General features: G+C 63.5%; 26 protein-coding genes. 1 reads left to right on the top strand and 25 read right to left on the bottom strand.

Annotated features, from left to right (window positions below):
* Nucleotides 1-33: 33 nt before the first annotated feature.
* The 25 genes from WMF27_RS20565 to WMF27_RS20685 all read right to left on the bottom strand — a co-directional run bounded on the left by WMF27_RS20565 (nucleotide 34) and on the right by WMF27_RS20685 (nucleotide 19,331).
* Nucleotides 34-723: a hypothetical protein gene (locus tag WMF27_RS20565; protein ID WP_437767188.1), complete on the bottom strand. Its 690-nt coding sequence runs from the start codon at nucleotides 721-723 to the stop codon at nucleotides 34-36.
* 1 nt (nucleotide 724) lies between these two features.
* Nucleotides 725-2,134: a phage baseplate assembly protein gene (locus tag WMF27_RS20570; protein WP_437767187.1), complete on the bottom strand. Its 1,410-nt coding sequence runs from the start codon at nucleotides 2,132-2,134 to the stop codon at nucleotides 725-727.
* Between the two features lie 3 nt (nucleotides 2,135-2,137).
* On the bottom strand, nucleotides 2,138-3,031 hold the full coding sequence (locus WMF27_RS20575; protein ID WP_437767186.1) for a DNA circularization N-terminal domain-containing protein: 894 nt from the start codon (nucleotides 3,029-3,031) through the stop codon (nucleotides 2,138-2,140).
* Entirely contained in the window at nucleotides 3,031-4,914 is a 1,884-nt protein-coding gene (locus WMF27_RS20580) for a hypothetical protein (protein ID WP_437767185.1), read from the bottom strand. The genes WMF27_RS20575 and WMF27_RS20580 overlap by 1 nt, the downstream gene beginning before the upstream one ends.
* 23 nt (nucleotides 4,915-4,937) lie before the next feature.
* Entirely contained in the window at nucleotides 4,938-5,558 is a 621-nt protein-coding gene (locus WMF27_RS20585) for a hypothetical protein (protein ID WP_437767184.1), read from the bottom strand.
* Nucleotides 5,559-5,733: 175 nt separating this feature from the next.
* On the bottom strand, nucleotides 5,734-6,042 hold the full coding sequence (locus WMF27_RS20590; protein ID WP_437767183.1) for a hypothetical protein: 309 nt from the start codon (nucleotides 6,040-6,042) through the stop codon (nucleotides 5,734-5,736).
* Between the two features lie 8 nt (nucleotides 6,043-6,050).
* Nucleotides 6,051-6,425 carry a hypothetical protein gene (locus tag WMF27_RS20595; protein ID WP_437767182.1) on the bottom strand — a complete coding sequence of 125 codons (375 nt, stop codon included), beginning with the start codon at nucleotides 6,423-6,425 and terminating at the stop codon, nucleotides 6,051-6,053.
* 56 nt (nucleotides 6,426-6,481) lie between these two features.
* Nucleotides 6,482-7,999, bottom strand: coding sequence for a hypothetical protein (locus WMF27_RS20600; RefSeq protein ID WP_437767181.1), 1,518 nt, complete (start codon nucleotides 7,997-7,999; stop codon nucleotides 6,482-6,484).
* A gap of 36 nt (nucleotides 8,000-8,035) precedes the next feature.
* Nucleotides 8,036-8,317, bottom strand: coding sequence for a hypothetical protein (locus WMF27_RS20605; protein WP_437767180.1), 282 nt, complete (start codon nucleotides 8,315-8,317; stop codon nucleotides 8,036-8,038).
* The gene (locus WMF27_RS20610; RefSeq protein ID WP_437767179.1) at nucleotides 8,314-9,018 is read right to left on the bottom strand and encodes a hypothetical protein; all 705 of its coding nucleotides are present in this window, start codon (nucleotides 9,016-9,018) and stop codon (nucleotides 8,314-8,316) included. The genes WMF27_RS20605 and WMF27_RS20610 overlap by 4 nt, the downstream gene beginning before the upstream one ends.
* A complete protein-coding gene (locus WMF27_RS20615) occupies nucleotides 9,015-9,395 on the bottom strand; it encodes an HK97 gp10 family phage protein (protein ID WP_437767178.1) in 381 nt (126 codons plus the stop codon). The genes WMF27_RS20610 and WMF27_RS20615 overlap by 4 nt, the downstream gene beginning before the upstream one ends.
* Nucleotides 9,388-9,873, bottom strand: coding sequence for a hypothetical protein (locus tag WMF27_RS20620; RefSeq protein WP_437767177.1), 486 nt, complete (start codon nucleotides 9,871-9,873; stop codon nucleotides 9,388-9,390). The genes WMF27_RS20615 and WMF27_RS20620 overlap by 8 nt, the downstream gene beginning before the upstream one ends.
* 3 nt (nucleotides 9,874-9,876) lie before the next feature.
* Nucleotides 9,877-10,287: a hypothetical protein gene (locus WMF27_RS20625; RefSeq protein ID WP_437767176.1), complete on the bottom strand. Its 411-nt coding sequence runs from the start codon at nucleotides 10,285-10,287 to the stop codon at nucleotides 9,877-9,879.
* Nucleotides 10,288-10,290: 3 nt separating this feature from the next.
* Nucleotides 10,291-10,821: a hypothetical protein gene (locus WMF27_RS20630; protein WP_437767175.1), complete on the bottom strand. Its 531-nt coding sequence runs from the start codon at nucleotides 10,819-10,821 to the stop codon at nucleotides 10,291-10,293.
* A gap of 18 nt (nucleotides 10,822-10,839) precedes the next feature.
* Complete coding sequence (locus tag WMF27_RS20635; protein WP_437767174.1) at nucleotides 10,840-11,874, bottom strand: phage major capsid protein; 1,035 nt, start codon at nucleotides 11,872-11,874, stop codon at nucleotides 10,840-10,842.
* Between the two features lie 40 nt (nucleotides 11,875-11,914).
* Nucleotides 11,915-12,514, bottom strand: a complete 600-nt coding sequence (locus WMF27_RS20640) for a hypothetical protein (protein WP_437944437.1) — start codon at nucleotides 12,512-12,514, stop codon at nucleotides 11,915-11,917.
* 137 nt (nucleotides 12,515-12,651) lie between these two features.
* The gene (locus tag WMF27_RS20645) at nucleotides 12,652-14,169 is read right to left on the bottom strand and encodes a DUF4055 domain-containing protein (RefSeq protein ID WP_437767172.1); all 1,518 of its coding nucleotides are present in this window, start codon (nucleotides 14,167-14,169) and stop codon (nucleotides 12,652-12,654) included.
* 50 nt (nucleotides 14,170-14,219) lie between these two features.
* Complete coding sequence (locus WMF27_RS20650) at nucleotides 14,220-15,416, bottom strand: terminase large subunit domain-containing protein (protein WP_437767171.1); 1,197 nt, start codon at nucleotides 15,414-15,416, stop codon at nucleotides 14,220-14,222.
* 173 nt (nucleotides 15,417-15,589) lie between these two features.
* Nucleotides 15,590-15,919 carry a hypothetical protein gene (locus WMF27_RS20655; protein ID WP_437767170.1) on the bottom strand — a complete coding sequence of 110 codons (330 nt, stop codon included), beginning with the start codon at nucleotides 15,917-15,919 and terminating at the stop codon, nucleotides 15,590-15,592.
* Nucleotides 15,916-16,479, bottom strand: a complete 564-nt coding sequence (locus WMF27_RS20660; RefSeq protein WP_437767169.1) for a hypothetical protein — start codon at nucleotides 16,477-16,479, stop codon at nucleotides 15,916-15,918. The genes WMF27_RS20655 and WMF27_RS20660 overlap by 4 nt, the downstream gene beginning before the upstream one ends.
* Before the next feature lie 66 nt (nucleotides 16,480-16,545).
* Nucleotides 16,546-16,812 (bottom strand): hypothetical protein, encoded by a 267-nt coding sequence (locus WMF27_RS20665; RefSeq protein WP_437767168.1) that lies wholly within the window; start codon nucleotides 16,810-16,812, stop codon nucleotides 16,546-16,548.
* Entirely contained in the window at nucleotides 16,812-17,441 is a 630-nt protein-coding gene (locus tag WMF27_RS20670; RefSeq protein WP_437767167.1) for a LamG-like jellyroll fold domain-containing protein, read from the bottom strand. Before WMF27_RS20670 ends, WMF27_RS20665 begins: the two co-directional genes overlap by 1 nt.
* 116 nt (nucleotides 17,442-17,557) lie before the next feature.
* Nucleotides 17,558-18,100 (bottom strand): hypothetical protein, encoded by a 543-nt coding sequence (locus WMF27_RS20675; RefSeq protein ID WP_437767166.1) that lies wholly within the window; start codon nucleotides 18,098-18,100, stop codon nucleotides 17,558-17,560.
* Nucleotides 18,101-18,120: 20 nt separating this feature from the next.
* Nucleotides 18,121-18,522, bottom strand: a complete 402-nt coding sequence (locus tag WMF27_RS20680; RefSeq protein ID WP_437767165.1) for a hypothetical protein — start codon at nucleotides 18,520-18,522, stop codon at nucleotides 18,121-18,123.
* Between the two features lie 299 nt (nucleotides 18,523-18,821).
* Nucleotides 18,822-19,331 carry a hypothetical protein gene (locus WMF27_RS20685; protein WP_437767164.1) on the bottom strand — a complete coding sequence of 170 codons (510 nt, stop codon included), beginning with the start codon at nucleotides 19,329-19,331 and terminating at the stop codon, nucleotides 18,822-18,824.
* 325 nt (nucleotides 19,332-19,656) lie between these two features.
* On the opposite strand from WMF27_RS20685, the gene WMF27_RS20690 reads away from it, so the two are divergent.
* Nucleotides 19,657-20,808, top strand: a complete 1,152-nt coding sequence (locus WMF27_RS20690) for a DUF2806 domain-containing protein (RefSeq protein WP_437767163.1) — start codon at nucleotides 19,657-19,659, stop codon at nucleotides 20,806-20,808.
* Nucleotides 20,809-20,925 lie beyond the last annotated feature (117 nt).

Below are 20,925 nucleotides of genomic sequence, written 5' to 3' on the forward strand. Positions count from 1 at the left end.
AACAAAGAAGCTAAGGCAAGCAAGGTCCTGCCATTACCTCGCTGACTTCACCGACGTGCTGATGGCAGTAGACGCCAAGACCGGAGGAGTTGCCGTCACGGAGCCGGGAGCGAGGCCGTTCACCCCCGCGATGGTTTGCGTGAGCAGCGTGGTCAGGCTGGAGATGTACGCCTGAAGACCCGGGCCGAGGACGACGCCATCCGAAGCGGAGGTTCCGAGGGAGACGCCAGAGCCGTCGATCGTGATCGTCCCCTTCGAGCCCGCCGTGATGATAACGTTCCCCTCGCTCGATACCTGGATGCTGATGGGCTCCCCCGCCGCTCCGTTCCCCCGTTGCGTCAGGATCATAATCGTCGATGTGGAGCCGTCATCCTTCAGAAGGATTCGGCCGGTCCCCGTGTTGTTCGGGCCGCCTGCGTATACGCAGGTTTCACCCTCTTTGAGGGTGCCGTAGTTCTTGGTCCCGCGTGTGTCTCGAGAGGCAATGCAGAGATCGTTGCACCCCTGGTTCAGCGTGATCCCTTGGCAGGCTCGCTTCCCTGGCTCGGCCTTCGCGGGACGAGAGGCAAACCCCACGTGCTGCCACCACTCTGCGTTGTCCGAGAGGACCTCCGAGTTCACCGCGTCGCCGGTCTGCGCGAGGATGACCCCTCGGCTGTCGATGGTCGTCCCGAGAACGTCGGCGCCGTTCTCGAATATGTCGGACAGAAGATCTACGGGCATGTCAGTTGATCTGGAAGGTCTTGGGCCGAATGAGCTTGATCGTGGTGGTGGTCCCGCCTGCGCGTGACTTCTTGAACGTCTTCTCGACGCACCACATGGGCTCCATCACGTCCTGGACCTCATCGAACACGTCGACCATCGTGTTCACCGCCCAAGGGCAGTTCCTGTAGGTGTGGCCAGCCACCTCGTACGTCGCGACGAGCGACTTCTGTTGGAGCTCGGCCATCTTCCTTTTGATGAAGGACTCCAGCTGCTCCATGTCGTAGCTTTCGTCATCCTTGATAAACATCGGGGCGGGACGATGTTTCCCAAGGAATTCGAGACCGATCACCTCTTCACGCGGAGGGATCACCTTGGCGCCCTTGTACCGCGCCTTGATGTCTTGCACGAGATCGATCGGCTTCAGGTTAAGATCTGCGTCGTACTCGTAGGCTACGAGTTCGTTCACCATGATGACCTTGTTCCGCGTCTTGTCCGCCGCCTGCCCACCGCCCGTGGCGAAGCCGACGATGAGACTCGGCTGGCCGGTGACGTCTCGTACAACGGAACCTGTGAGGACGTTGTTCTCGTCGGTCAAACCGTTGCGATGTGTGATCCTGTGGATCATGGTCGACGTGTCGAACGTCGCCGCGTCTACGACAACGCCGCTACCATCGGCCGCGGCCCAGATCATCAGCCCGAACCGGCGCAGGATCCGGTCAAGGAAGGCGAAGACACCTTCACCCATCTTTGGCTTGATCTGCTTGACGGTGATCCGCCTGAGGTCACGACGGCGCGCATCAACCACGACCGTACTGTCCTTCGTGTCGTACTGAAGCTCGATGGTCCCGTCAGCCCTGGCTACCCGCTTCGGGATCTTCACCTTGACCTTCTGACGTGTCCCCGAAGCCCCCTTAGGCAGCCCTGTGATGACCGAGACGTTGAGGTCGTCGGTCGTGTACACGGTATCGATCCCGAAGGGCGCGAGAACGCCGAGGATGCAATCGAGGATCGTGGAACCCGATGTGAACTTGTAGGCCGGGTCGATGCAGGCATCAACGACGGGACCGAGGATGTCGCGCCCCTCGATCGTGTAGAGGGTTCCGCCATTTGGCGTCACCTCCGACGTGACTTTCTCGATGTACCCCGTGCACTGAAGACGATCGTTGAGGGAGATCTCCACCCGTGCTCCGGTCTGTATCCCCGTGAGGAGCTCCTTCCCTGGGCCTGAAGCGCCCGTGGGCTCGGGATCGTCGAAGCTACTGTAGCCTCCCCCGGCTACCGATGGCGGCAGGGTAAACGACCATGCTGGCGTTGGGATCTGAAAGTTCTGGGTGAACCTGTAGCTCGTCCAGTTCCTGATCTCGATCCCCTCGTCCGGGAGCCGTAGGACGACCTGGTCGAGCGCGCTCTGCCCATCACGCAGTGGCATGGCTCACTTGATGTAGTAGCGAATCGCCGTGTGTGCCGAGACGACAGGCGACCCAGCCAGCAGAGGGTTGAGGCTCAGGATCTCGGTCACGGAGTTCCTGAACCGAAGGGCCACCGAGGTGACCGTCGTGGACTTCGGGATGACGTAGAAGCCTTTGTCCGTGGACTTCGTCGCCAGCGACTGCTGGATCGAGTGCATGGCCGAGATGAAGCGGTTCGACGTGTCCCGGAACCCAACGTTCACCCGTCCGTAGGTATCCTCCAGCCGGCGCACCTGGGAGACGACGCGATCGATCTTCGCGACGGCCTTCGACCTCGCGAGGTCGATCTGGTCCCCGACGGCTTGAAGACTGCGAACAAACTCGGTGAAGGACCCGAAACCGTCCAGGTTCGGCTTCTGAGCCGGGGGGAGGATGCCGACGATGTTGTCCAGCTCCACAGCCGAAGAAGCAGCAATAGCGAAGTCGGAGCTCAGGCCGGCGAATGCCTTGTCCTCGTCCGCCGTCTCCATCCAAGTCACCTGAACGGTGGGTCCGCCGCGGAAGTCGGGGTCGAGAACAACCTCCCAGTCGACCGTGGAGCACAGCCGCTCGCCGTAGTCCGGGTGCACCAAGGTGCCCGGCTGCCGATCCTCAAGGGCCGCCGTGAACTCTCTGTACGTCTTGGGGTACAGCTCGCTCCATGTCTCGTTCGGCCCCCGCGTAATCGTGTTGACGAAGGGGATCTTGAAGCTGAACATCGCGCTATTGCGCCCGGTGTTCTCTATGAGCCACCCGTCCCGGTCCATCCGCTTGTGCGCAACGACCCCGTGTCCGCCCTTCGTCGTTACCAGGATGGCCGGCACAGAGATGCCACGCCACGAGGCTCCGAGCAGTTGGGATAGAACGTCAGCGGCCATCAGCGCTTGGTGAAGGGCTCACTACGGTTGATCGCATTGATCTGGGAGTGAAAGTCGTCGAGCGACTTGTTCAGGCGGTCCAGCTTGTCCGCAGTCTTGTCGGCGTTGACGTCTACCTTCTCGAGGTTGAGCCGAAGCGGACCGCCTACGGTCCCAAGGTCAGGAGGCTGAGGCGAGGGCTCGCTCGGCTTGGATTCCGACTTCGGGAGAGCCAATCGTGCTCCGAGGTTCCGCTGCTCGTCCTTCGTGAGCCCGAGCGGGTTCAGAACGTCGTCGGTCTTCCGAAGCTGCGAGGCAGCAACGAATTCGAGCTGGCCGCTCTCCGGGTTGAGCTCGTACTTGCCGCGCCGGCCTGGCTCCACAGGGTCGTCGTCCGAGGAGGCAAAGGGCTTCAGGATGCTGCGGATGATGTCCGCCACCCAGAGCAGGGCATTGGCTAGGGTGAGGGCAGCGTCGGCGATATCTGGAGCAGCCTTAGCGAAGTCGTCGATGAAACCTTGAACCGTCGGCATGATCTCAAGGAGCTTCTCCTTGATCTGGTTCATCGCGGTTTCCCACTTCTCACCACTGGTCTGGAGGACGGCGTTCCGCTTCTTCTCCTCGTCCGCCATCGTCGTGTTCGCGGTGACGAAGCCCTTGATGAACTGCTCGACGGCCTGAGCTGCCTCCTCGCGCGAGTCCTTCTCGCTCTTGCCTGACGCCCGTGCCTTGTCGAACGCCGCGTCGAACGTCTCCTTGTAGGAGCCGATGAAGTTCCTTGAGATTACGTTCTTGTACCCAATGTCCTTGAGGGCTCCGACGTTGCCGGATGTCTTCCGGTAGATGTCCGCGATGAGCTTGGCAGGGTCAACGATCTTCTCGACCCCGCTCTCGTCCTTCATGATGGAGTCGGGCGCGAAAGCCTTGGCGAACTGCAAGCTCTCGGACGTGAACCGAGCGAGACCAGTCGCCGCGTACGCCTCAGACCCCATCTTGGGTTTGGTCGTCTGTAGCAGCGCTCCCGCCATGGCAATCCTGGTCCCGTAGTCCCCAGCGAAGCTCTGCGTCGGCGCGGTAAATCGTCCACCAAGACCGGCCAGCTTCCCGAAGGTGATGCTGCTCCCCTCTTTCTCACCTTGCGCGATGAGCGTGAGCATGAGGTTTTCCAGCTCGCCCTGCTGCATGCCCGGCTTCCAAAGGGTACCGAGCATGTTGGTCATGACGGGAAGCTCGAAGCCGCGCCCCTTCGCGATCGTGGCCACCGAGTTCATGATGCCCAAGCTCAGCTTCGGATCACCCGTCAGGTCCTGGAAGTCTCCAGCGGCCTTCAGGATGGCCATCGGATCCATGTTGCTTCGGATCGAGGTGGCCCGGACGCTGTTCTCGATCTCCTTTGCCGTGAGCTTCCCGCCCGAGTTGTTGGCCATCTGGACCGCGGCCGTCTCCAGCTCGAGCGACGGCTTGATGACGTCACTGAGGACGAAGCTGGCGAACTGCTTCAGGGCGGCTGCTGCGAGATCGATCGCCTTGCTCAGCGACGCGATGGCAACGCCGGCAACCCCAGCGGCTTTCGCCACGCCGGCGAGCCCCTCTCCCTTCATGAAGGAGTCGAGGACCGTGGATCCTGTATTCGTCCCTGTGATCGCTGACCGAGCAGACGGACCCGATCGGCCGAAGGCCCGGTCCAGATCATCGTGGTCTCGTCTCCTCCTCGAATCGCGCCTGGCGTTCCGCTCGGCGTCGAGCTCCGCCTTGTAGATGTCGATGCGCTTCTTGGACTCCCGGAGAGCAGCGGCGGTCGCCTCCTGCTCCATCTCGACCCACGCCTGCCGGATGCCGCGGATCGCCGAATGAACCTCGGCAACCCCTTCGGCCCGGAGGATGATCGAAACGGGAGTCGACATCTACTTCGCCGCCTGTTGCTTCTTCAGGTAACGGTCTCTGGCTGCGTACCAGGCGAGGAGCTGGCCATCCGTGAGCTGTACAACTGGGAGGCCATATACAGCATGAGCTGACTCCGAGCTGCCAATGACAAGGAATCTAAAGGGAACGAGCTGCCTCCTACGGCCAGCCGCTCGATCCAGGCGTCCATCTCCTCTTGGCTCATCTTGCCCACGATGGGTCCAAGCTCGCTCTGCACCCTCGTGTAGTTGAACATGAGGACGCCGATTTCGTCCGTCGTGAGCTTCTGGGCGACGGCCTCGATGCTGGGGAAGAACGGCCGGGAGATGTCCTCCTTCCGCTTGCAGGCCCGGAAGAGCACCTCACATGAGCACCGGTTCTCGAAGAGCGTCGAGTAGCCGGCCGAGACCTCGCCGTTCTGAGGGAGCGCCCCCTGCTCCTTCAGCATCTTCCTCACGAAGCGCTCCGTCGAAGCCGTGGCGGCCATCGACTCCTCCTGCGTGAGCACCACCATGGCGATCTCGCCGATCGCCTTCCCGTCCGGGGCCTTCCTCGGGAAGGGCACGAGGCGGTACGGACGAGGGACCGACGTGATCTGAAGCCACAGCTCGGCCGCGGAGATCTCGGATTCGGGGGGAGGCATCATGTCTGGCTGACCTCAGGAACGAAAAAAAGCGGGAGCGACCGTGAAGAGGGCGTCCAGACCACGCCATCCCCAGCAGTCGCTCCCGCAGGGTAGTCACTCAGGGTAGACGACCCCGAGTGCATTAGGTTGTGATGTGCGCGGCCGAGGAGGTCTGGTCCCCGGTTACGTCAGATGGTCACTGCCAGGACGTGGCGTCGGCTTCCAGGGTGAAGCTGTACTGTGCGCCGGAAGCGACGGAGTACGAGAAGCAGTCTTCGACAACGCTTCCAAGAACCTCGATGGTCTTGCCTGCCGCGGAGACGGAGACCTGGACGGGCTCCTTGCTCTCCCCCCAGAGCACCTCGAAGCCAGCCGCTGGGACAGCGCTGACCACGGTGATGCGGGTCTTGGAGCCATGCCGCTTGACTGTGACGGCCGTCACATCCTCAAGGGACGCCCCCTTCAAGGTGACAGTCGCGTTTGTATACTGCGCAAAGGAAGCCATCTAACACCTCAGTCCCACTCGGGGAACTGGCCGACGAACGTGAAGTCGAGCTTGCTGGCCGTGTCGACCGCGTGGCTGAAGTTGTCGTCGGTGATGAAGCCCTTGGTCGTCGCCGTCCGGCCCGCGGCGAAGATGGTCACCTCGACCACCTCGAGGTCCTTCATGAACTGCCCGGGGTCGAGCTCGAAGTCAGCCGATGGGACGGCGTTGCTCACCGAGATCTCACACATCGGCGAACCCGGCGAGAGACCTGCGAACCCCTTGGCGACGGTCTTGACCTGCTGTGCGCCGGTGCTCCGCTTGATGGAGACAGAGGCTTCCTCCGCAAGCAGCGCGCTGTTCACGTAGACCTGCGCCTTCGTGTAAAGGTCGAGGTTAGCCATGTTCTAAGTCCTGTTCGTGTAAGGAAGTGCTCGAATTGGAACGAAGCCGCCGGGAATCAGGCCACCTGGTTCACTTGGAGGGCGACCTGATCCAGGATGTCGATCGGCTGGAGCGGGATCTGCGCCGAAAGCCTGGTGGTTGGAGACGCTTCCCGGATAGCGAGCGTCCCGTTGATGATCTCGCCCACACGCTGGAGCAGGTCGTTCTCGCCGTAGTCTCGGGTGACACGGTTGATCAGCGCCTTCAACACGCGGGGGGTGACCACCGTCGGACCGGGGACCGGCTCGTTCTTCTTCGGGTCGTCGGCGATCTGCTTGCCGCGGAGCGAAGCAGCGGCCTTGGCGATCAGGTCGTCCGTGTAGCGGTCGCAGATGGTGACCTTGTGGGCGTCTCGAATGCGGTGATCCACATTCGACCCGTTCAGGAACCGCGTCGTGATGCGCTTCACGAGGTAGGTCGCCCCGCTCGTCCTGACGCCGATCGGCGTGAGGCCGGAGTTCAGAGCGCTGAGGATCTGAGCCCTGGTCGGAGCGGCCCCGGAGAGGGGCGCCTTCACCTTCCAGTTCGTCTGGGTCTTCGCGTCGTCGCCGTACGAGCTGAAGTTCAGGCGGGGGACAAGGGGCGCCTCCTCCAGGGCGTAGACGGCCGCCATGTTGGCGGCCAGCTCGCAGGGAGGCACGTCGCTCTGGGCAAGCCACACGAGCTCAGCGCGGGCCCCGTTGAGGGCCGTGCTGATGGCGATGGCGTTCGAGAGGGTGTCCACCGAGCCGGCGAAGACCCGCTGCCGGATCCCGGTGACCGCGAGCGCCTGGGTGTTCACCTGGCTGAGGAGGGCGGTGAGCTGGGTCGAGTCCTCCGCGGCGGAGACGATGTAGTAGAACCTCTTGGCCAGGATCGTAGCCAGGGCCGTGGCGTTGCTATCCGAGACCGCCCCGCTCGAGGTGAGCGTCGAGGCCGTCGGGCTGACCGTGGTGCCGACCCCGCTCGGCCGGATCTGCGCGAAGTAGCGGACGAAGTTGGACCGCAGGCCGGCCTGCTTGGCCGTGATCGTCAGGACCCCAGCAGAGTTGTCCGCCGTCACCGGCCAGTGGGTCTTCGCGTTCATGGCGTTCTTTGCGGCGACCGCGATGGTGGTCACCGAGTCGCCGGTCGCGATCCCGAACTCGCAGAACTCATCGCCGACGTAGATCCGGCCCGTGGCAGCTCCGGTCGCCGAGTTGGTGAACGTGATCGTTCCCGTCGCGGCTCCCGGGCTCGACCCCTCGGGGATGGCGATGGCGTAGACGGGGGTCGTCGTATTGACCGCTGTGTACCTGCGCCACATCCGGTGCAGCTCGGAGCCGGGTCCGAAGAGCGCGATCACGTCTGACTCGGTGCTCATCGAGACCGGGGTGTCGGGCCCGTAGATCACCGTGTTCGCGGTTGCAGAGCCCGCAGAGGTCTTCCCGCCCAGGAGGAGCGCCGGGTAGACGCCCGTTCCAAGGGAGGCTTCACCCTGGGCGAAGTTCACCTCTGCGTATTCACCCGGGATTGGGTCGCTTGAGGACAGGCCGACGAGGCTGATCGAAGTCATGTTGGAGTTCCCCTAAGAAAGTTGAGAATCAGCCGTTCACTCAGGCTTCGACCGAGGCTTCTTCGCCTCAGGAGCCTTGAACGACACGCCGCAGATTCGGGCCGTCTCTTCATCGACCGGAGCGAGCGTCCCCGCCTGAATCTCCTGGACGTATTCAGCCCGGAAGGGGACGGTGACGGGCTCCTCGGAGGGAACCCATCCGCCGTTCTTTCCGACCGTCGGATCGTGCTTGCGGCCGACGAACCGGAGGATGCCTGCCTCCATCGCCTCGAAGTCCGGGACCATCGCGGTCCCGACAGGAAGAACTCTGAGCTTCATGTAACGTCCTCTTGGAACTCGATGAGAGTCTGAGATCCGCTCTGGTCCGCAACGCTGACCGTCCCGCCGATCTCGGTGAGGTTCTCCACGCCGGGCGCTTCCATCCTCCGTTCGAAGACGGTCAGATCCATCTCGACGGTCGGGAAGAAGAGCTCCGTGTTCAGGCTCTGAAGGGAGCCGTAGCGAGCCTCGGAGATCTTGATCTCCTCGATGCCGGCGACGTCGAACACCAGGGCGCCGCTCTGGTACGTCGGGTCGTACCCCTGCTCCGTTCGGTCCAGGATGACCTTCGCGACGGCCCGGAGAAACGGGTAGAGCTGGAGGTACTGGGCCGGGCCCAGAGGCGGCAGGACCCACTGGAGCTTCCAGCTCTCCTCCAGGTGATACCAGTTGCTCGTCTTCTCGCTGGGCCGCTCCGAGACGACGAACAGAGCCAGGAAGGGCGGCGTGAACTGCGCCTGGGTCAGGAACGGCAGCGGGTCGTACGGGATGGCCAGCGTGGAGATCCTGCCCGTGAGTTCAGGAAGCCCCGCCCTGGTGACCTCGGCGTTGAACCTCGCCCCCAGGTGGGTCGAGAGCATCGCCTGGTAGTAGGCGAGCGCGGTGTGGAGCGCCGGGTCGGCGTCCTGGAGCAGGCTGTTCGTCGTCGCGCTCGTCAGGGGCGACGTGAACTGACCGATACGGAAGCCAGCGTAGCTCACCGGAGCACCTGCCGAAGCTCCTGCTCGACGATGGCCGGGCCCTCCGCGTCGAGGAACTTCGCCGCCGGAGCCATGAACGGCCGGGCTTTCGCCGGGCCCACGCTGCGGGCGAACACTTCCTCTCCGTTGACGAAGAAGTGGAGGACCTTCGTCTTCATCTTGAAGCCGGGGCGGCCATTCTCGACGAACCCGGCGTAGTGCTTGTCCGTCGAGATCTCCCGCTCGAACTGTCCGGTCCGCTTCGCCTGGATCGACCGGGCGAGTTCACCCTTGGTGGCGAGCCCCGCGAAGCCGGCCCCTCTCTCGGCCGCCTTGTCGAGGCCCGCCTCAACGGCCCGGTCGATCTCTGTGATGAGTTCCTCGAACGGGTCAGACATGCTGAGCGGCGGTCTTCCTCACGATGAGGTAGTAGGCGAAGTTCGCCTTGGGCAGCTCCTGCCCGATCTTCTTGAACCAGGCTCCGGTGGGGTATCCGGGCCCGGTGATCTTGAAGAGCACCTCGGTGTTGCTGCCGGATATCACCGGATCGAACACCGTGGGGTTCGTGCCGGCTGGTAGCCCCTGCGCGTTCGTGTACGGAGGCGTCAGCGGGCCGATCTTGAGGTCCTGATCCTGATAGAGCCCGCCGGACGCGATGATGTCTCGCTGTGTGAGCTGCTCGACCTTGACGCGGCCGCCGTTGACCAGGAGCGGGGTGTCGACAGGCCCCTTCGTCGAACCCTGAGCCCCCGGAAGGGTCCCAGGGGTCCACGTGTTGATCCTCACCACGACGTCGTACCGCCGGAGATCCCACACCGTGTCGAGCATGCCTCGGTACTTATCGAGGATGGGCAGGAAGGCCGTACGAACGCTCATGCCTCAGCCGAGCCCCGTGAGAGTTGGCCTGGCGTTCTGGGCCTTCCAGGCGTCCCCGGAGTACCCTTGCGTCCCGAAGATGTCGTTGGCGATCGGGACGCCCATGATGACGGAGAGCTCGGCCACGTGCGTCCGGCCGATGGCCTTCATGCCCCGCGTCTGCTGGTTGTCCGGGTAGAGCTCGACGTCGCCCTTATCGAGGGCCTTGAGGCCAGCAGAAGCGAGGGCTGTCCCCTGGATCTCGGTCCGGACAGCCTCGATCTTGGCCAGGAGCCCCTGCACGAGCACGGTCGCGTCGGGGTCGTTTCCGACGACGAGGATGGCCGACTCGAGCCGGGGGTTGCTCTGGCGATACACCTGGGGGTAGCCGAGGAAGTGGCGTATCTGCGTGGCCTCAGCGGACGTGAACGGCATCGATCAGGGAGAGACGAGCAGGGTTGCCTGATGCGTGAACGCTGCGGCGAAGTGGGCGTTCAGAGCGACCTTCACCGCATTACCAAGTGTCGCCAGTGAGGCCGCATTGGTCGCGTCCGCAGCGGTCACCGTGTTCGTCGAGTCGGCCACCGGGTGGAAGGTCGTCGAGGCACGGTGGAGGTTGTAGTCCGCCTTGATCTCGTTCATCCTCGCGTTGCACGAGGTGAGGTCCGTCGGGTTGGGCGTCGTCAGGACGTTCGTCGCATCCGCCGCCAGGTGGGCCCCCTGTCCCGTGGTGGCACTACATGTGGAAGCGATGTGGGCCGTGTAGGCGGCAGAGCAGGCGAGCGTGAAGGCCACCTGGTCTGCCGTCGAGGAGCCAGCCGTGAGATCCGCCAGCGAGACGCCGGTTGAGGCGTCCGCGTGGAAGACCACGCCAGCGCGGAGCTTGAGCAGATCGAGCCGGAGGGCGTTCTGGACCGCGATGGCCTGCTCAGCCTCGAGCCGCGTGAGCCTGCGAATGGAGGTAGCCATGTCGTGACCTCAGTCCGCTCAGGCGATGTTGCTGCGGATACCGCAGGCGTTGGGGCGATCCACGACGAGCTGGAGGTACGTCTTCATCTGGGCCTTGTCGGAATCGCCCGTCTTGGAGAGCATCTCCAGACGGATGCCGAGAGGCGTGACGCCGAAGCCGTCATCGGCCGTGATGTCCATCACCTCGTCGTCGAGGCCGGGGATGGTGGACAGGTCGACAGGCAGGTACTCGATCCGAGCGTGGTTCGTGTTGACGTAGTAGATCTTCCCGTCCGTTGCGTCCTTGTCCTCGATGAACTTGCAGCCCTCGAAGCTGATGGCGCCGGGTCCGCCCTCCAGGGAGACCTTCCCGCGGGAGGTCATGATCTCCTGCTGCGTCGGGATCACGTAGAACTTCTGAGCGTCGAACAGAGCGCCGATCTTGTTGTAGACGTTGGGATGGACGAACGCGACATCGGGACGCGTGCCGCACGCCTGGTAGATGGTCGAGAGGTCCGATCGCAGAAGATCGAACGTGAGGGCCGTGGCCGAGCCGGGAGCGAAGACGTTCGGCCTGAAGAACGCGTTCCCCACCTGGGAGCGGTCGATCCCCGCGTACGTGTTGCTCGCAGAACCGATCGCGGCATCGAAACCGGTCAGGAGCGTGCCGGTGCCAGCTCCCGTGTAGATCGCCCCGTTGATGAGCGAGGCGAGGGCAGCCGCCCCGTTCACCATGTTGCGAGCCCAGAGGCGCAGGTTCCCTTCCGGCGTGGCCGAGGTCGCCGCCGTGGCTTCCGCCAGCCCGCTGACGTGGAAGTTGGCCCTGTACATCGCCCAGTGAAGGGTTGCACCCACCTGCGAGTCCGAGCCGAAGTTCTCGGCGTCCGCACCCTCGGCGTAGTTCTCAGCTACGACGCCCGAACCCTCGGGCACGAAGGCCACGTTCTTCCCCTCGCCTCGAACGAAAGGAAGAACCTTGAGCGCCACAGACTGGCGGTTGACTTGGCGAACGATATCCCCGCGGTAGTTCTGCGCGAGGACGATCAGCGCCAGCGTTTGCAGCGTATCAGCCATGTTAAGTCACCTTGAAAAAAGAAAGTGTTTGCTGCTGGAATCAGAGGATCTTCTCGCCGGCCTTCGCCTCGAGCTTCCCCAGCATGCGGAGGGTCCGACTCATGGGATCCTCGGCCGCAGGCGGCTTGTCGCCCGGGGCTCGACTCGGGACCTTCAGGCCAGGCTTTTTCGGCGGCTGTCCGTACCCAGGAGCGGGCAGGAACATCGCAGCGTCCCTGCTCTTGAGGTACTCAGCGAGGCCGCCACGAAGGTCGTACTCAGCGTCGCCGTGCTTGAACGCGAGCGATCCGTCATCGCCGACGACCACACGCCGGTCGGCGTGGAACAGGAGCTTCGCCACCGTATCGACGGCCTCGGGCCGGACCTTGCCGTTCAGCTCGCTTCGGAGTTCGGCGAACGCCTTCTCCTCACGTGCTGCCCGACGCTCCCGCGCAGTGGTCTCCCGCTCCTTCTTGAGCTGGGTCCGGAGATCCTCGATCTGCTTCGAGATCTCGGGATCCACAGCCGACGGAGCGCCCTTTTCCTTGGGCTCTGGCTTCGGCTGAAGCTGCTCCCTCAGCGATGTGATGTGAGGTCCGAGGGCCTCCTCAAGGAACTTCGGGACGATGCGCTTGAGCTGCGATCCCACCGCAGCGTTCACGTGGTTCAAGAGCCGCTGGTCGAACTCGGCGGATGCATCTCCGCCCTTCGGATCGGTCGTGACCTGTGCGTCGGTCTGCACGTCAGCCATTTTGGGTCCTCCGCCCTGCTCCCCGGCCGTAGGGGAACAGCGCTATGTCAGTTCAGGTCGGAGCCTGAACCGTGGGGTTGCGAGGATTGCGCGTCCTCGCTCGCGTCGTCCGAGGATTGCTCCTCGTCCGTTTCCGTGGTGGGAGTCGGCTGCGAGGTCTGCACCTCCGCGTTCTCGATCTCCTCACGGATGAGGTCTTTCACCTCTTGCGAGGCGTTCGGCAGCAGGAGGTCCGCCGCCTTCATCCCGAGCTCTCGGTGGAGCGTTGGACTCGGAATGCCGAGGGTCTTGGCCGTCTGAATGTTCGTGAGCGTGACCGTCACGGCGTCGAGGTTGAACTTGTCCATCCCCTCGATGCTGAAGCGGAGATCGGTGTCCCCTCGGCCATCGGAGATCAGCTCGAAGGTTTCCTCGATGGCTTCCTTGACCTCGGTGGCGTACGCATGGAGGCAGATCTCGGTCGCCGCCATGTCCGCCTGCTTGGACTCACCGGAGCGGGTCAACGCTGCGGCTGAGTTATTGACGCTGGCGGCCATCTGCTGGGCGATCCGGTAGATCTCGTCCTTCTGAGCGGCGATCTCGCTTTGGAGGATGTCGAAGGACGCAGTCGAGGGGGAGACCCACTCGAAGCTCTCCTCCGTAGAGATCATCTGGAGGTAGCCGGCACCCGTCACAGGAGGGTTCTGCGGGTCCTTCGATTTGAAGACCGCCATCGGATAGCAGGTGCGCTTAATTGCCCACCCCATGGCGGCGCTCAGCCTAAAGTGCTCGATCTGAGCATCGGCCGCCCGGTTCATGAGCCAGAGGCCCTCGGGCAGCCTCATGCAGATGAGCGGCACCCGGGTGAACCTGTGGGGGACGGCGCCGAGGCTGGGGATCTCGTCCTCCGGGCTCAGCTTCCGCTTCTTGGGATCGTACTGGATCCGGAACGTCTCGACGGTCTCACGATCGAAGATCCGCCAGGTCTCGGTGACGATGGTCCGCTCCGTACGGGGATCGTCCCGACGCATCTCGCGCCTGTGCGTGATGATCCAGATGAGCTGCCCGTAGTCGTCGCACTCCCAGTCGAGGACGTCGTCGGGCTCGAGGGGGCAGAGCCGAACCCGGCCGAGCCCTCGGGCCTCCCAGTCCACCTTTGACTCGACGGGGAGCCCACCGTCGTCGGGCAGCTCCGCCAGCCACCACGAGCAGCCCTTCACCAGGGCCGTGGTGAAGCGGCCCTTCATGAACGCCACGAGGTCGGTCCCGGCGAGGTCGACGTCCTCCCGCAGCTCGGCGTAGAAGGGGTCCGGGGCCTGGGTCTCGCCGTCCCGGGTCGCCCTCACAAGGAACGGCGAGGAGAAGAGCTGCGCGGCGAAGAAGTCGATGATCGGGCCGACGTAGCTGCGGTAGGCCGCCTCTCGCTTCCGGAGCTGGTACGCCTCGGCGGGCTCCAGAGGGTTCTGGAACAGGAACGAGCCGATGGCTTTCCTGAAGGCCGAGCCGCCCCTGTAGAGGGCGTCGTACCGACGGAACAGCTCGGGGTCGCAGCAGGGATGCCGCTTCGAGAGCGTGCCGTACCGCACGCATCATTTCGTGTATGCCCATGCGCGAATTCGCACGACCTGGCGAGAAATCACCAGAAGCCGGGGATCTCGAGCTTACCCCTCGCCACCTGGATCGCGGGAAATAGCTCAGTCACCCCATGGACGTAGGCGTCCATCCGATCGGGCGAGCGCTTGTCACGGGGGGTCCAGGTGCAGCACTGCATCTCGAACTCCTTGAAGGTCGAGGCGAATTTGATCTTCCCGCCCTGTGTCAAAGCTGAGATCGGTTGAGCGCGCTCAGCCTTGGTTCCCTTCGCCGGGACGGGCTTGAACTTGGCGCTCAGCTTCATCTGGCGGAACATCGTGGGGATCAGCTCGCCACCGTAATTGCTCTCGTAGAGGATCTCGTTCGCCCCGTGCTCCTGATAGACCCTATACATCTCCTTCGCCCACTCCTCAGGCGAAGCTCGGAGGCTGTAATCCCCGAGCATGTACGCGGTCTGGCCGCCTTCGGAGAGTCCCATGAGAATGATTCCACATTCCGCGGCCGTCTCCTTGCCGGATCCCGAGGTGTCGACGGCGACGATCTTGCGCTTGAAGCGGAGCGGGGCCGACGCTCGATTGTCGTCGAACCATTTCTTGCGGAAGAGCGCTCCGGGCTCATTCCCAAGGAGTTGGCCGAGCAGCTCCTGGCCAGCGAGGTCGGAGTCACCGTAGATGAACTCGATCGCCTCGATCGTTCCAGGCGGGAGGTTCTTAAGGTTGTCCCTTGATGCCCCCTGTGTAAGGACAGTGCGCGGATCGTCCAAGAGGTCATGGAGGACCTTCTTGTTTCGTGGCGTCGTCGTGAAGATCGCCTGGGGGTTGCCGCCCTTTGGAGTCATCCCTGACAGCGCCGGGTTCATGAGCAACCAACAGTCGTCGATGCTGTAGAACGAGGCGAACTCATCGACCCACCCCGTGTCCCACTCGAAGCCGCGGAAGCCGTCGGGCTTCTCGCTCGTGCGAATATCCGCCACAGGAGCGTCGTCGGTGTACGGCCAGAAGCGAAGCTCAAGGTTCGATTGGATGTATCTTGGGCGGCGTTCGGGCGGGAATACAGCCTGTAGACCACCGACCTGGATCTTGCGGACGTCCTGATAGTTTGGGCCGGCGAGGAGAATCCGGCGGGCGTTGCCCGTTTCAACTCGATGGCGAATCCACTCAGCCGCGGTCCTGGACTTACCCCAGCGACGGCCTGCGAAGACGACCCAATAGCGCCATTCGGGGCAGTCGGGGATGCTCACGTCCACCGAGGGCGGTGGGAGCTGTCGCGGTCGGGCCCAAAAAGGCCAGCAGTGCGGAAGAGCATCGAGCTCCTCCGGGCTCAAGGACGCGAGGAACCGTTGCCGCTCGTGAGCGGGTCGTGAGGCGAGCTGGGACGCCCGGGACTCGCCCTCCGGGTTCCACAGCCGCGCCTTCATGCCCCCTTCTTGGCTTCGGTCTGAAGGCGGAAGAGCGTGTTCTCAAGAACCTCGGTCTTCCGCTTGAGGGCCTTCACCTCAAGGACGAGGGCCTCGATCCTGGAGCGCATCGAGTCGGCGTCCCGCTCCTCGTGCGCGAAGAGCTCGGGGATGAGCCGCCGGAGATCCTCCAAGGTCGTGTAGTAGAACTTCCCGAGCCTGAAGAACTGGAACTCCGTCTGCCGCTCCGCGGCGTACACCCTGAGCCGCCGCTGGACGAAGCGGTGCTCGAGGTGATCCATGTTGAGGATCTGCGCTACCTGGTCGACGCTGAGGAGGCGGTTCACAGGCTGACGGCCTCCTGCTCCCGAGCTCGTAGGTGCTTGGCCCGTCGATCGTAGGCGGCGAGGGCGGCCTGGTAGAGGGAGGATGCCTCCTGCTGGAGCTGCCGGACGATGGGGTCCTTGCGGACGACCGCCGAAGCCACCCATGCCGGGGTGAACCGCTTGATCCCCTGCGCCGTCCTCGTGAGGTGGAGGACGCCGGCCAGGCCTCCGAAGACCTCCCGGACCTCGGGCGGGTACTGCCGGGGCTCGTAGTACGCCTCCAGCACGGCCTTGGCCCGCGGCGGGAGGGCGCAGTAGATGGCCATCACCCGGCGGTTCTTCGCCGCCGCAGCCATGCGGCCGAGGGCCCTACGGGTGTCGAGGGCGTCGATCATGGCATCCTCGTTGTGGATGTCTTCCATGACGCCGTTGACGAGCTCACCGTCCTCGATCCGGGTCCGCTTCGTCCCGTACTTGGACGCAAGGATCAGCGAGTTGAAGTTCGACTTGAAGCCCATCTCGGACTCGCAGTTCCAGAAGAGCCATTCGAGGTCGTCGTGGTGTATCGAGCGCTTCTTCACTGTTGGAGCCTCGCCGCGGTCTGGGATGACGAAGCTATGATCCGATCTACATCTGATGATTGGGGATCAACCCGGCGGAATCCACACGGGAGGCCACCACGTCTCGTCGATCTCCACCGGCACGTGATCGCCCAACCAAGCAGCGATCTCGGGGCCGTAGGGGATCGCCCACTCATCCCGCTCCGGATGCTTCATTGGGATGGCCCACGTGGTGGTCCACCCGACGATCTCCTTCGTGATCGGGTGAATGCTTGGGATCGGGTACCCGAGCCCGGCATCGACGACCGCAAGGAACTCGTGCGCAGCGGCCTCTGAAGTAAAGACGATATACATCAGGTAACCCCGTAGCTGGTCATGAAGTAGACTTCGATCCGAGCCCTCTCCTCATTCGAGAGCGCGCGGTCGTAGATGGCGAACTCGGCGATGTCCCCGAGGAAGCGATTGGTCGACCCGCCGAGCAGCATCGTCGAGACGGTCGCGTTCGGTGAACTCGTCGTTATGGGTGTGTTCGGGGTGATCGCGGCCCCATCGATATAGAAGGCCGCGTTCGCGATGTCGTTCTGGCCGATCCCGGTGATCGTCAGCGCACAGACGTGCGGGACCCCGTCGCTCGGCTTGGGGCTCGTCGAGAAATATTTGTAGTTGTTCGCGGAACCCAAGTAGAGCTGTCGTGATCCGTCGAAGTAGAACCCGAAAATCGGGTACGTCGTCGTCGCATGATCGAAGACCCGATTCGACGTCCCCCGGGTCGAGCTGAACGCGAAGATATACGTCCGTGGAGCTGCTGCTGGCCCGATCGGAGCGGAGAGAAAGGTGTTGGTCCCGTCGAACCGGACGACGGGCCTGCCGTTCATGGCGCCATCGACCCAGGTCGGCTGTGCCGACCCCGATCCCTGCGTCGCCGAATTGCCCCGCCCGGAGAGGTCCAGCCACGAGGAGACCTTGCCCGCGCTAAGGCTCACGCGGTCACCTCGAAACCAGTGGGTTAGGCCGGGGGCGACCACCGGGGAGATCCCCTGGCTCCGGTATCCCTCGAGGGGATCTCCGATGGGCTGCGCGACGGAGCTGCGGATCATGGTCAGTAGGCCGCCGTCAGTGCGATGGCGAGCGTCCCTGGCGTTGCCGTCACGCCGTGCTCGGCCGCGATCATCCGGATCGATGTCCAGCCGCCGCGTACGAGGACGGTGAGCTCGCGGCTGACCGGGTTGCCGTCCTGGGGTACGGTCCCGAGGACCACCTGTGCGTACGCGCTCTGGAGGCCGAACGGCTGAGACGCCGTGACCATCGGGTCGATGACGCTGATGTCGCCCTCCTCCGTGCCGTTCCCCACGAGGATGCGGAACTTGGGCTGACCGTTCGCAACTCCCCTTGTGTAGGTAGTGATGAAGCTGACGGCGGAGACGCCATCGGGGATCGCGTACGCCGCCTGGTTGGTCCACGCGCCGGACGCTGGAAGGGTGGCCGAGGCCAGATGGACGACCCTAGCGATCCGGGCGGGCTTCGGGGAGGCGGTCGGCTGCTGAACCGTGACTCGAAGGGACCGGTCAGCCGCGACGGCTGGCATCACCTGCTGCTTGCCATGGCTGTCGGTAAGGTTGCTCGTGCCCGTCGGGTAGTACATCGCACTCATAGGCCAGAACCTCAATGAACTGCGGGGGCGGCGCTCTCTGAAGGAAGTGAAGTCGGTTCGGCGTCGGTCTGGGACGCCGAACCTTGAAGCTTGTCGAGCTTGTCCAGGATCGAAGCGGTTAGGGCCGAGGCGTCAGGACCCTTTTGGGTTGCGGGCTGCTCGACCTTCTCGATCGAATCGATGTCGAGGATCAGCGCCTTGGCCTGCTTCAGGGCTTCAAGACGGCTGAATTCCGGCCCTGTGTTGACCAAACCCACGGTGAGATCGAGCAGGGTTTCGAGGCGTTCCTTGGCCGATTTGCCAGAGAGATCGATCTGCTTGGTGGTGAGGGGGGTGCGCCTCGTCCGCTGGACGGGGATGTCGTCCTCTTCGCCCTCGTACTGGCTGATCGGAACGATGCGGGCCTTCGGCATGCAGTGCTTCTTGTGCCGATCGACGGTCGTGTGATCGGAAATGCCGTACTTCCGAGCGCACTTTCGGAGCGACATCTCGTTGGTTCGGAGGATTCGTTCGATCTCCGCACGAGCTTCATGTCTGCAAATAGCACAAGCCATCGTACGTCTGGAAGTATGACGTACGAAATCGAACAAACAAGCAATTACGGATTCCCCACGTCAAGATTTCATGTCGACGAGGGATACGGAAGAAGAAAGCCCCCTCTCGGAATGGGTCCGAGAGGGGGCGTGACCGCGGGTGTCGATCGCCGGCGGGGCTACACCGGACGGGGGAACCTGACGCCGTTCGGCAGGTGACCGAAGATCTCAGCGAAGCCGATGAAGAAAGCAACGACGGCGTCATTTGTGGTGAGGGCGTCGTCGAGGTCGGGGTCATCCTCGACGATCCTCGCCATCAGGCCCAGGAAGAGGCAGGTAGCCACCACCCGGTACTGCGGCTGCCGAAGAGCCCGGGATGCAGAACGCAGTCCCTCTCTCTCCCGCCGACCGAGGACGCGGATCACCTCATGCACTGCCAGGTACTGAGGGAGCGGGAGGGTACGGCGCCTCAGATTCTGAGCGAACAGGATCAACCGGGGGAAACGAGGGAGCTGGGTGGGGGCGGCCTCCGGTTCGGGCTCCGGCTCCGGCTGGGAAGGGGCAGGGCATGGCGGCAGTCGCAACGCGTCCCAGTAGGACGGGAGGTCGTCCGGATCGGCGGCGTTGACGGGGTTGATGTTGACGGAGGTGCTCTTCTGGTGGGCCTTCCGGCCCCTCGGCTTACTCATGCCCCGCCTACAGAGCGAGGGGCGCCCCGATCAACGTAAGAAAAATCACATTGTGAACAAGCAGAAGCGAGAACCTTCGAAATTTCAGTGGGTTGTCAACCGGCCGCGGTCGTGGTCGAATTTCCATTTTTCGGGACACTGACCGGAAGGTCAGGGGCCGCCGGTCCGGAAGCCGGACGACGTGCCCGGGCGTGCCCGCCGCAGACGGGGAGCTGGACGACGGGGGCGAGGAGCTCCTCGGCCACGTGGAGCACGAGGAGGGTGGACGACGGGGGCGCGCTGGGTCTCCCTCCACCGCCGAGGCTAGGGTAGCCTCCCCGATGCCATGCCTTCCCTCCTCACCGTCAACGCAAACGTCAAGGCCGATCTCAAGGGTATCAACAAGCTCTTCGGCATGCTCAAGAGCTACTTCGGCGTGAAGATTGTCCGCAAGAAGGCAGAAGAAGAATCCGCGGCAAGGATCATCGCAGCGGAAGCCGATGCCAAGGTGAAACTGATCTCCGCAAGAGCGGATGCCGAGGTGAAGATCATTGAATCCCGCTCGACCATCGACGAGCGGAAGGTCCTGATCCAAGGCGAGCATGAGATCGGGTTGCTCGAGCAGAATCTGAGATCCGAGCTCGCTGTGCCAGAAGAGATCGCTGAGGCCGACTTCGAGGTCATCTGGGAGGAACCTGAGGCGGCAGCTCTGGCCTCAGCGCACCGTGGCCCGTTCCAGTTCGTCGAGGAAAGGCGCCTCCACAACATCAAGCAGGTGACGCAAGAAACGATCAAGGCGCTCCCTGCCCACGCCCAGGTTTCCGACGAGCCAGTCGATCCCGATGTGTACGCGCGCATCTTCGACAATGTGAAGGATGTCTCGAAAGCAGACATGCAGCGCCTCTGGGGAAAACTCCTGGCGGGAGAGATCGCTCGACCCGGAACGTTCTCTCTCCTAACGATCGAAACCCTTCGCAACATGACGTCGGCAGATGCTCAGCTCTTTCAAAAGTACTGTGGTTTTTGCACCAATCAGGGCGAGATTGTTCTCCCGAACGACCCAGAGTTCCGGAAGGAAGCGGATGTCAGTGTGTTCGAAGCGAGAAAGCTCGTCGACCTCAGGCTTCTACAGGAACATGAATTCATGAGAGGAGGTTTTGCAGAGCCGCTTTCCTGGAAGCTAGCTTACCGAGGCAGGATCGTTCACATCCATGCCCCTCCTACTAGGAATCATTTGGTAGGTCACATCTACCGGCTCACGACGGCAGGTATCGAGCTGGCTCGCCTGAGCTTCCCCGATGCGAACGATGTTTACGTTCGTGCCCTTTGTGCGGCTGCCCAGCGAAAAGGCTTCAACGCTGAGGTCCTCGATGCCCGCCCCGCGGACGCGCCGAAGGATGCCACATCTGATTCAGCAGGAAGCGGATCGACTGGAAGCGGAGAGGAAGCGACACAGGCGAACCCCGGCCGCGTTCCCGGAAATAAGGAGGCTGGCTGACGCTCGAGGCGGCCCGGGCATGTGGGGCTGGTCCCGCCGCGGAGCAGCGAGGAGCGGGACGACGAGGCCGTGAGCCTGGTGCAGATGGGTGCGGCCTGTTGGTCGGGTGCGGAGGGC

The sequence above is a fragment of the Sorangium sp. So ce281 genome (assembly GCF_051527395.1).
Classification (GTDB): domain Bacteria; phylum Myxococcota_A; class Polyangia; order Polyangiales; family Polyangiaceae; genus Sorangium; species Sorangium cellulosum_B.

Coding starts and splice junctions, on each gene's coding strand:
- WMF27_RS20565 (WP_437767188.1), bottom strand. CDS start 723: ATGCCCGTAGATCTTCTGTCCGACATATTCGAGAACGGCGCCGACGTT.
- WMF27_RS20570 (WP_437767187.1), bottom strand. CDS start 2,134: ATGCCACTGCGTGATGGGCAGAGCGCGCTCGACCAGGTCGTCCTACGG.
- WMF27_RS20575 (WP_437767186.1), bottom strand. CDS start 3,031: ATGGCCGCTGACGTTCTATCCCAACTGCTCGGAGCCTCGTGGCGTGGC.
- WMF27_RS20580 (WP_437767185.1), bottom strand. CDS start 4,914: ATGTCGACTCCCGTTTCGATCATCCTCCGGGCCGAAGGGGTTGCCGAG.
- WMF27_RS20585 (WP_437767184.1), bottom strand. CDS start 5,558: ATGATGCCTCCCCCCGAATCCGAGATCTCCGCGGCCGAGCTGTGGCTT.
- WMF27_RS20590 (WP_437767183.1), bottom strand. CDS start 6,042: ATGGCTTCCTTTGCGCAGTATACAAACGCGACTGTCACCTTGAAGGGG.
- WMF27_RS20595 (WP_437767182.1), bottom strand. CDS start 6,425: ATGGCTAACCTCGACCTTTACACGAAGGCGCAGGTCTACGTGAACAGC.
- WMF27_RS20600 (WP_437767181.1), bottom strand. CDS start 7,999: ATGACTTCGATCAGCCTCGTCGGCCTGTCCTCAAGCGACCCAATCCCG.
- WMF27_RS20605 (WP_437767180.1), bottom strand. CDS start 8,317: ATGAAGCTCAGAGTTCTTCCTGTCGGGACCGCGATGGTCCCGGACTTC.
- WMF27_RS20615 (WP_437767178.1), bottom strand. CDS start 9,395: ATGTCTGACCCGTTCGAGGAACTCATCACAGAGATCGACCGGGCCGTT.
- WMF27_RS20620 (WP_437767177.1), bottom strand. CDS start 9,873: ATGAGCGTTCGTACGGCCTTCCTGCCCATCCTCGATAAGTACCGAGGC.
- WMF27_RS20625 (WP_437767176.1), bottom strand. CDS start 10,287: ATGCCGTTCACGTCCGCTGAGGCCACGCAGATACGCCACTTCCTCGGC.
- WMF27_RS20630 (WP_437767175.1), bottom strand. CDS start 10,821: ATGGCTACCTCCATTCGCAGGCTCACGCGGCTCGAGGCTGAGCAGGCC.
- WMF27_RS20635 (WP_437767174.1), bottom strand. CDS start 11,874: ATGGCTGATACGCTGCAAACGCTGGCGCTGATCGTCCTCGCGCAGAAC.
- WMF27_RS20665 (WP_437767168.1), bottom strand. CDS start 16,812: ATGTATATCGTCTTTACTTCAGAGGCCGCTGCGCACGAGTTCCTTGCG.
- WMF27_RS20675 (WP_437767166.1), bottom strand. CDS start 18,100: ATGTACTACCCGACGGGCACGAGCAACCTTACCGACAGCCATGGCAAG.
- WMF27_RS20680 (WP_437767165.1), bottom strand. CDS start 18,522: ATGCCGAAGGCCCGCATCGTTCCGATCAGCCAGTACGAGGGCGAAGAG.
- WMF27_RS20685 (WP_437767164.1), bottom strand. CDS start 19,331: ATGAGTAAGCCGAGGGGCCGGAAGGCCCACCAGAAGAGCACCTCCGTC.
- WMF27_RS20690 (WP_437767163.1), top strand. CDS start 19,657: ATGCCTTCCCTCCTCACCGTCAACGCAAACGTCAAGGCCGATCTCAAG.